Annotated in this window: 8 protein-coding genes and 2 pseudogenes; 7 read left to right on the top strand and 3 right to left on the bottom strand. The window is 39.2% G+C overall.

Annotation, left to right across the window (positions count from 1 at the left end; genetic code table 11):
* The 3 genes and pseudogenes from C200_RS16120 to C200_RS08215 form a co-directional block, all read left to right on the top strand.
* A pseudogene (locus C200_RS16120) lies at nucleotides 1-196 on the top strand (IS701 family transposase); the annotation flags it as partial.
* A gap of 259 nt (nucleotides 197-455) precedes the next feature.
* A complete protein-coding gene (locus C200_RS08220) occupies nucleotides 456-1,925 on the top strand; it encodes a type VI secretion system Vgr family protein (RefSeq protein ID WP_016210926.1) in 1,470 nt (489 codons plus the stop codon).
* An 84-nt stretch (nucleotides 1,926-2,009) separates the two neighbouring features.
* Nucleotides 2,010-2,759, top strand: a complete 750-nt coding sequence (locus C200_RS08215) for a hypothetical protein (protein WP_016210918.1) — start codon at nucleotides 2,010-2,012, stop codon at nucleotides 2,757-2,759.
* 3 nt (nucleotides 2,760-2,762) lie between these two features.
* Here C200_RS08215 and C200_RS08210 read toward each other — a convergent pair whose 3' ends face one another.
* Both C200_RS08210 and C200_RS08205 read right to left on the bottom strand, forming a co-directional pair.
* Nucleotides 2,763-3,536 carry an enoyl-CoA hydratase-related protein gene (locus C200_RS08210; RefSeq protein ID WP_016210930.1) on the bottom strand — a complete coding sequence of 258 codons (774 nt, stop codon included), beginning with the start codon at nucleotides 3,534-3,536 and terminating at the stop codon, nucleotides 2,763-2,765.
* A gap of 60 nt (nucleotides 3,537-3,596) precedes the next feature.
* Nucleotides 3,597-4,535 (bottom strand): DMT family transporter, encoded by a 939-nt coding sequence (locus tag C200_RS08205; protein ID WP_161625467.1) that lies wholly within the window; start codon nucleotides 4,533-4,535, stop codon nucleotides 3,597-3,599.
* Nucleotides 4,536-4,671: 136 nt separating this feature from the next.
* Between C200_RS08205 and C200_RS08200 the strand changes: the two genes are divergently transcribed.
* The 4 genes from C200_RS08200 (at nucleotide 4,672) to C200_RS08185 (ending at nucleotide 8,998) form a co-directional block, all read left to right on the top strand.
* Nucleotides 4,672-6,114 (top strand): aminotransferase-like domain-containing protein, encoded by a 1,443-nt coding sequence (locus tag C200_RS08200; RefSeq protein WP_016210917.1) that lies wholly within the window; start codon nucleotides 4,672-4,674, stop codon nucleotides 6,112-6,114.
* Between the two features lie 207 nt (nucleotides 6,115-6,321).
* Entirely contained in the window at nucleotides 6,322-7,512 is a 1,191-nt protein-coding gene (locus tag C200_RS08195; protein WP_196771062.1) for a BaiN/RdsA family NAD(P)/FAD-dependent oxidoreductase, read from the top strand.
* 123 nt (nucleotides 7,513-7,635) lie between these two features.
* Nucleotides 7,636-8,322, top strand: a complete 687-nt coding sequence (gene queC, locus C200_RS08190) for a 7-cyano-7-deazaguanine synthase QueC (RefSeq protein ID WP_016210925.1) — start codon at nucleotides 7,636-7,638, stop codon at nucleotides 8,320-8,322.
* A gap of 91 nt (nucleotides 8,323-8,413) precedes the next feature.
* Nucleotides 8,414-8,998 carry a superoxide dismutase gene (locus C200_RS08185; RefSeq protein ID WP_016210921.1) on the top strand — a complete coding sequence of 195 codons (585 nt, stop codon included), beginning with the start codon at nucleotides 8,414-8,416 and terminating at the stop codon, nucleotides 8,996-8,998.
* 93 nt (nucleotides 8,999-9,091) lie between these two features.
* Here the strand turns inward: C200_RS08185 and C200_RS14960 are convergent.
* Nucleotides 9,092-9,217, bottom strand: a pseudogene (locus C200_RS14960) (IS1 family transposase); the annotation flags it as partial.
* Nucleotides 9,218-9,352: the final 135 nt, after the last annotated feature.

Below are 9,352 nucleotides of genomic sequence, written 5' to 3'. Positions count from 1 at the left end.
TGCAAGTTTAGCAAAATCACCAACTAAAACTGTTCGGTCACAATGCAATCATATTTTTGCATCAATCGTGGCATTTTGTAAACTAGAAACATTGAGTGTAAAAGCACAACTTAACCACTTTGCACTCAAATATAAATTACTTGTGCGGTCAAATCAAATAGCTTTTGAAGAGCTTAGGCGATTAAAATGTTTATGACCTGTGCGTAAGGTGAGTTATTAATTAATTTAAAGACTCAGTGAGTATAGAGATAAGACCTGATTTTATCCCTTTTTCGAATCGTTAGAGTCGTTTTGAAATACTGTTTTAATTTTAGTTCGTTAGCGTATCACTGTGAAAGTGATAACGTAATGATACTTGTGGTGCTGTTAATGTATTGTTAATGCGTTTAATGTTATATTGTTAGCTATTAAGGTTTATTAGTTATAAAAACTATATGTAAATAAACGAGTATATTATGAATAACTATTCACTTGATTTAGCTTATGTTGAAATTAATAGTGAAAAATATCTTAATGTTATCTCTTATCAAGAAAAGTTATCGTTATCTAGTTTACCTGAAATAGCATTAGAATTTTTGGTAGAAAAAAAAATTAATATTGATGAAATCCTTTATGCTAAGGCTGCTTTTGTTAAAAATAACTTAAAAATTACAGGATTTATTGGGCAAGTTAAACAAGTGACTTGTTCTGAAAAATATTATAATTACTCTGTTGGTTTACAGCATGAAGTTTATCAACTTAACGAAAATAAAAAAAGCCGTGTATTTTCTAATGCTACTATTAATGACCTTATTCACACTCTTTTTTCTAAACAAGGCATAGCTTATGACTTAAGGTTAAATGCTGCGTATGGCCAGGAAAAAATATTTCATCAGTATCAAGAGACTGATTGGAATTTTCTATCCCGTCATCTTGAGCGTCATGGTATTTATTATTACTTTGATTATAGTGAGGATGGAAAAATTGTTTTTATTGATGATAAATCACTGCATCAGTCACTGACAGATAAGGTGTTTATTTCTAATGACTTTGCGGAGAACCGCTCGCGCCAGTGTTTAATTCTGAATGAGTCGGTATTTATTGTACCTAATCAAGTCATAGTCCAAAGTTATAATCCGTTAAATGCTGAGCAATTATTAACTGCGACTATACAAGTTACAGATCATGGTCATAGTGATCACTATCACTATATTGCGGGGGCTGGTAGTCAAGAAGAGTTAGAACGTCTAGGAAATGTCTATGCCCAGAGCTTTGGATGTTTAAGACATACTTATACATTGTGTGGTGAAATTATTAATGCTTATCCTGGTAAGCTGATTAATGTTATAGAGCAAGGCGATGGAAAAGCGCCGCAAAAATATCTTATCTATGCTATGAAAGTGTGTGGTAAGCAAAAAGCAACGACGTTAATTCAAAATGAAGAAGTGAGTCCAATATATGAGTGTTCGTTGTATTTAATTCCAGCTGATATTCAATATCGATCAAAAATGAGTAGTACTGTACCCAATATTGCTGGATTTATTCATGCTAGTGCACATGGTAGTTGTGATAGTGAGTATGCTCACCTTGATGACTTTGGTTATTATGAAGTGACTTTAAGAGCAAATTACGAGAAACCAACCCCTTTCAAAGCCCGCAAGGTTGAGGTTTTTGCTGGTAAAAACTATGGTATGCACTTTCCAATTAAAGTTGGTACTGAGCTTTTAGTCGGTTTTATTCATGGTTATCCTGAAAGTCCTATTATTATTGGCTCAGGTTATAACAGTGATCATGTGAATGTTGTTAATAGTCAAAACTCGTATGACCATATTATTCGCTCTGAAAGTGGCAGTGAGATTAGGTTGAGTGATCAGGCAGGAAGTGCGGGCTTTGAAATTAGTCACCCAGGTTATAGTTTAAAAGTGACCACAAGTCGAGAGTCTTAATGTTAGACTTAGACATGTTTACTCTTATTGATAATAATATTGATAATAACTAAATAAGAAATATTGGACTTAGGGAGTGTTACATTGTTATCAGATAAAGCACGAATTGCAGCACTAGAGGAAAAACTCGCAAATATAGAACACGAAATTAAGGCGCATAATAGTCATATCAAAAGGAATATTGTTAATCATACGGAAACGACGAAAATTAATAACAGTGTACTGGCAGAAAATATTGATAATGAAACGTTAAAAAAGACGATCGGCAGCAGCAGCTCTACAGCGAATATAAATAGCAATACGAGTCATGTGTCCTATGTTACTAATACGGGTTATACACAAACGGCAGCGCAAGCGAATTATGAGATTATGGGGGCGACGGTAAGTGGTAATACCTATGGTGCGATTGCAACAACTAAAATTGCAGCAACAGCGAAAGCATCGCTTGAAACGGGTGGGCTATCAAATATCACAGATATTGCTGCGACAAAGCTCACGCTTGAAATGATTCCGAATAAAACAAATATGAAGCTGTCAACGATTGAAGAGACGGTCAGTACTGCTGTTGCGACTGAAATTAATAATGTAAGAAGTGAAGTTGCGCTAGCGACAACAGCTGCGATTGCATCTAGCACTAAAACGATTGCCAGTGATGTTAAGATAGCAATGAGTCGAATTGACACTGTAGAAAGCCAAGTTGATTTAGTTGCAAGCAAAGTGACGAATGTTGCTCAGCAAACTCACCGCGGTTTGTATGCTACAGCGTGTGCTTTAACTGAGCAAAAGACGCATTCTATGATTATTACTAATGCCGCAATGCAAGTTTTAAGCTAGTGATTATTTTTTGACAGGTGTTAACTTATTTTTGATTATTGTCTGAGTTTCTTTATTTTGTAGCTGATTAATAAAGTGCGTACATTCTACTTCAATGGCCTCAGTGATGGTTTGAGCCTGTGGGCGTTTTAAGAGTTGCTTGGTTATTTGCAGTGCCTGTGCTGGTTGCTGTGCGAGAATATCAAGATATTCATGTGTTTTTTCTAGCAATGTTTCTTTAGGAAATAATTGATTAATAATATTCATTTCTAAGGCTTCCTGCCCAGTAAATGCTTTACCTGTCATTAATAATTCAGCGGCTTTTTTATAGCCTGCAGCCTGTACTAGCAATACGCTGGATGCCCCTTCTGGACAAAGACCAAGATGAATAAAAGGCAATTGAAAATGGCTTTCTGTCGTTGAAAAAGCAAGATCACAGTGTAAAAGCAATGTGGTACCAATGCCGATGGCAAGACCGTTGACAGCGGCAATGAGTGGCTTTTTGTGTGTGCTAATGCGATGTAAAAAATTGACAACGTCTTTCAGATCTTCAGCAGAGCGTAGTTTGGCAAAATCATTGAGGTCATTACCACTTGTAAAGGTCTCTGCTGTACCGGTAAACAAGATGGCTTTAATTGTATCATCTTGGCTTGCTATATCTAATTCAGTGACTAATGTTTGGTACATTTGTTGATTAATTGCATTCTTTTTATCAGGGCGATTAATCTGCAGTGTTAAGATATTATTTTCGAGTTTGCGTTGAATATATGAGTGGCAGTCCATTTGTGCTATCTCCATTGTTATCTTTAGTGAAGCTTGCCATAATGGCAGTACCAAGCTGCTTGTTTAAATAGTCAATTAGCTTGGCTCTTTTGCCATGCTCACCTGCGTTGTAGTGAGTGTCGTTTGGCTTTTTTGTTCTTTTTCTGTTTTGTTTTTTCGTTGGGCGACGACAACACCAAAAAGAGCAATCAGTCCACCTAAAAAGCCAATTGTAGATAAAGTTTCACCCAATAATGCGATGCTCATCATTGTTGTGATTAATGGAATACAGTAAAAATAGAAAGCCGCATAACAGGTGGGTACTTTGCTTAATGCATAGCTCCAAAGAAAATATGCGATTGCGGCAGGAAAAATTCCCATATAAATAACATTTATTGTGATCCAGATCGGCGCCTGTTGAATTTCATACATTAAATCAGGCGTAAAAATTAACATCATGGCGGTGCCTGACCACATGGCGATGCTGGTAAACTCTATTGCAGACATGCGTTGTAATAACGGTTTTTGTAGGATGTTATACAAGCTCATTGCTAGCGTTGCGATGATCACATCAATCAGACCGTAATTAAATGTAGTTCCTGAGTACTGGCTGGATAAAATAACGCAAATGCCGATAAAGCTAATTAATAACCCCAGTTTATTTGTGAGTGATAGTTTTTCTTTTAAAAAATAGCTGGCACAGAGAACTGTAATTAAAGGCACCTGAGAGATAATAAAGCTGGAGATTGCAGCATTGGTTGTAACCTCTCCCATATTGAGCGCAACATTATAAACACCAAAGCCGAGTATACCGCAGGTGATGGCGCGGCCATAATCAAAGAATGTCAATGTACTGCGTTTTTTAAGCCGTAAGTAGAAAAATAACATGCACAGTGAGGCAACAAGGTAACGCAGTAAAGCCAATGGGCCGGGTGTATAGGCTTCTAAGCCAATGCGAATGCTGATAAAGGCGGAAGACCATAAAATTATAGTGATAATCAGTGCGATTTTTACTTTAATATTAATATGTTGCATATAGTGGCTCATAGGCAGTGTGTTATGATCAGGAATGTTTGTTTTGCTTTAATATAGTTTAAGTCGATATTTACAACCAATACAGATACAATTAATTAAAATTTAACCGTAACAGTTGTTTGGTAAGTGTTTACATATGGTGCAAGAGTATGAATTGCTTTATGAAAGGATAATACGCCTTGTCCGCCAGCGCATTGACTCTGGCCAGTTAAAGCCTGGCGAGCGCGTACCTTCTTTACGGCATATGAGTCAGTTAGAAAAGGTGAGTGTTGCGACAGTCATTGAAGCGTATCAGCGCTTGGAAGCGGAAGGGCGACTCATTTCTCAGCCGCAGTCAGGTTATTATGTTGCTTACTCAGCGCAGGGACAAGCGGCAACAGTGCCGGGGTTAAAGGCTCAAGAGCGATTACCATTAGAGGCGCGGGAGGTAACTGTTGATAATTTGCATCTAACGGTGGCTGAGGTCTGTGCGGATCATCAGATGGTACCGTTTGGTGCTGCTTTAGTCAGCCCAGTGCTGTTGCCAGGGGATAAATTAGCACGTTTAATGGGCCGAGCGCTGCGTATGCAGCCTGTAGAGAGCCAACAATATATGCAACCGCGTGGTTATTTGCCATTGCGCTATGAAATTGCTAAGCGTATGCAGAGCCATGGAGTACATGGCTGCACTGAAGAAGATATTGTGATTACTGCAGGCTGTATGGAGGCGATTGCAATCAGTTTAAGTGCGGTGACCTCCCCAGGTGATGCCGTTGCGGTGGAATCGCCGGTTTTTAGTGGTTTTTTATTATTACTAGAAAGTCTGCATTTAAAAGCTATAGAGGTACGTACAGATCCAAAAAAAGGTATGGACTTAGGCCAATTAGAAGCGTTATTTCAAGGGAAACGTGTACAGTCTTGCCTGCTTTCAGCAAATTTCCAAAACCCATTAGGCTTTATGATGAGCGATGAAGATAAGCAAGCACTTGTGCAGTTAGCCACTTTGTATGAAGTTCCTTTAGTTGAAGATGATATTTATGCAGAGTGCGGTTATGGTCGGCAAGTGCCGCGGTCATTAAAATCGTTTGATGAGCAGGGTATTGTTTTATATTGTAGCTCTTTTTCTAAGGTATTAATTCCCGGTTATCGTGTCGGTTGGGCGATGCCCGGCCGCTTTTTGGCTGAATTTGCTCGTATTAAGCTATCACGCACGGTAACATCGAGCTCACCGGCACAGTTGGCGCTTAGTCAATTTATTCAACAAGGGGGTTATGAGCAGCATTTACGACGGCTGCGCCATCTACTTGCAAGTCAAGTGAGTCAAACACGGCAGGCGATTGAGCGGGCCTTTCCTGAGGGGACGGCTTTGTCTGCTCCTCAGGGTGGTTTTTTGTTGTGGTTGAAATTTCCCCAACAGGTGGATGCGAAAGCGTTATTTTTACAAGCACGTGAGCAAAAGATTAGCATTGTGCCTGGGACTTTATTTTCAATGACAGATGCCTATCGCAGTTGTATTCGGGTAAGCTGTGGGTTTCCTTGGTCAAAAAAATTAGAAAATGGCTTGACTAATTTAGCGAGTTTGGTTAGTGAAATGTTGTGAATATCACTTTGTGGATAAGTGAATGTCCACAGCTTTTGTTAATAAGGGTGTGGATAAGTTTTGCAAATAAAGTGATGATGTGGTCTTGCAAGAATTGGTTAAAATTTAACCAGTTGTGTTTTTGAGTAACAACTAAAAATAAAATAGGAGGAGCGAGAAATAACTGAGTTTCCTCCATACAATAGATCCATTCTGATGTAAAGAGGTATTTTAATTTTGAATGTTGATGTCGTTATAGTGGGTGCAGGTGCGGCAGGGTTAATGTGTGCCATTGAGGCTGGGCGACGTGGCCGCAACGTACTTATTATTGATCATGCCAATAAAGTGGGTAAAAAGATTTTGATGTCTGGGGGCGGTCGTTGTAATTTTACTAATCTTTATGCACACCCTGATAATTATTTATCAGAAAACCATCATTTTTGTAAATCTGCATTAAAGCGTTTTATACCTGAAGACTTTATTCAACGTGTTAAAGCACACTATATTGACTTTCATGAAAAAAAATTAGGACAGCTGTTTTGTAATCATAGTTCTAAGGATATTGTGAAGATGTTATTGGCTGACTGTGACGAGGCGGGTGTTGAAATTTGGCTAAAGTGCAGTATAGAGCAAGTAAAATTCGAGCAAAGCGATCGTTTCCATCTATCGACAACTGAGGGTCAGGTTAAGGCAAAGTCACTGGTCGTCGCTACGGGTGCTTTATCGATTCCAACGATGGGGGCGACTGATTTTGGTCATCAACTTGCTCGGCAGTTTAACCTAAAAGTATTACCGTTGCGCGCAGGACTTGTGCCGTTTACACTTCATCCGCGAGATCTTAACTGCTTTAAAGAGTTATCGGGAGTGAGTATTGCAGATGTTACCGTCTCTTGTGCTAGCCAGAGTTTTACTGAAGATTTATTGTTTACCCACCGCGGTTTGAGTGGACCGGTCATTTTACAAATTTCCAGTTATTGGCAGCCGGGTGAGGTGATAACAATCGATTTACTACCGAAGATAAATGTCTTTGAGCACCTTGTGCAATTACAAAGGCAACGGCCAAAAACGGAATTAAAGACACTGTTGAATGAGCTGTTGCCAAAACGATTTGTTCAGGTGTTATTTGATCACTGGCTAAGCTCAAAGCGTTTGGCAGATTATAATCATTCTGCATTAAAACAAATCGCTCAGCGATTGCATGGATTTACTTTACACCCTGCAGGAACTGAGGGCTATAGAACCGCAGAGGTCACTTTAGGTGGCGTTTCAACGGATGAGCTTTCTTCGAAAACCCTAGAGACGAAGAAAGTGCCTGGTTTGTACTTTATTGGTGAAGTTGTTGATGTAACAGGGCATTTGGGTGGGTTTAACTTTCAATGGGCCTGGGCTTCCGGTTATTGTGCTGGACAGTATGTTTAATTTGCTTAGGGGTTGGTATTTTTCCATGTGCTTTGTTAGCATGCTCAGAAATTTTAGAGCGTCTTACATTATTTAAGTATTATTATTTTATGATTAGAAATCATGGCTAAAAAGGAGACTATAGTGACAAATAGCGTAAAAAAAGCCGTTGTTTTGGCTTCAGGCGGGTTGGATTCGACGACTTGCATTGCATTGGCACAATCGCAAGGGTTTGATGTTTATGCAATGAGTTTTGATTATGGTCAACAGCATACTGCTGAACTTGATGCGGTGAAACGCCTTGTTGGGGCTATGGGGGTGAAACAGCATGAAGTGGTTAAATTGACTATGGGCGGAGTTGCTAAAGGGTCTGCACTGACTAATCATAATATTGATGTGCCTGACTATAAAGGCGATGGTGAAATTCCTGTGACTTATGTACCGGCACGTAATACCATTTTTTTATCGATGGCCTTAGGCTGGGCAGAAGTGTTGGGCTCACAGGATATTTTTATTGGCGTGAGCGAGGTGGACTACTCAGGCTACCCAGATTGTCGCCCTGAATATATTGAGGCCTTTGCAAAGATGGCAAATTTAGCGACCAAAGTAGGTACTCAGGGGAATAAGCTGAATATTCATGCACCCTTATCTCACTTAAGTAAGGCGCAAACTATACATGCAGGGTTAAAACTCGGTGTGGACTATAGCTTGACAGTGTCTTGCTATCGGGCAGATCACACGGGGCGTGCATGTGGGCAATGTGATAGTTGCACTTACCGTAAGAAAGGTTTCATTGAGGCTGGTGTTACAGATCCGACGTTATACTATTAATGGCGAATGGCAACATTTGCGCTAATGGCATGATTCACATTAGAATAATACGATTATAATAACTGGATGATAACCATAGGAGATCCTGATCATGTCTTTTGAATTACCTGCACTGCCGTATGCGATGAATGCACTTGAGCCACATATGTCCCAAGAAACGTTAGAGTTTCATTATGGCAAGCACCACAATACCTATGTTACTAACTTAAATAAGTTAATTGAAGGCACTGAGTTTGCTAGTACAAACCTTGAAGAGATTATTAAAAAATCTTCCGGTGGGCTATTTAATAATGCAGCGCAAGTATGGAATCATACCTTCTTTTGGAGCTGTTTAAGCCCACAAGGAGGCAACCAGCCGAGCGGTGAGTTATTTGATGCTATTGTCAGCAAATTTGGTTCTTTTGAATCGTTCAAAGAGCAGTTTACTCAAACTGCAGTCACTACCTTTGGTTCGGGTTGGGGCTGGCTGGTCAAAAATCAAGTTGGAGAGCTTGAGGTTGTTAGCACATCTAATGCAGGAAATCCAATGACAGAAGGTAAAGCACCTTTACTGACCTGTGATGTTTGGGAACATGCGTATTATATTGATTACCGCAATGCGCGCCCTAAGTTTTTAGATGCATTTTGGGCATTAGTAAACTGGGATTTTGTTAGCGAAAATTTTAATAATGCGTAATTGATATTGACAAGGCATATTGACGATTTATCGGTAATCAATATGCCTGCTTCGAGTTCTTAAAATTGCTAATGTATCTATTTGATTGCTTAGTTAGATTGCCTTGCCAAACTCGAATTTATTGATGAATAAACCAATCACTACATCATGCATCTTTTCACTCTTCGAAAAACAAATGGTTTTGCGTGCTAAACGCTTAATTCGGGTTCTTAGGGTTATAGCGCTCAACGAATAGTTTCTGACATTGACTTCATTACTTGACTAAGCGCTGTCTCTAAATTTATTTCATCTTGATCAAGCTTCATGCGAACCCTATTTTTAAGCGGTGACCATACATGCTCGATCGGGTTTAAA

It is taken from the genome of Piscirickettsia salmonis LF-89 = ATCC VR-1361 (assembly GCF_000297215.2).
In the GTDB taxonomy this organism is placed as follows: domain Bacteria; phylum Pseudomonadota; class Gammaproteobacteria; order Piscirickettsiales; family Piscirickettsiaceae; genus Piscirickettsia; species Piscirickettsia salmonis.
Note: the sequence above shows the minus strand (reverse complement) of the source record. Positions and strands in the feature narration are given on the sequence as shown.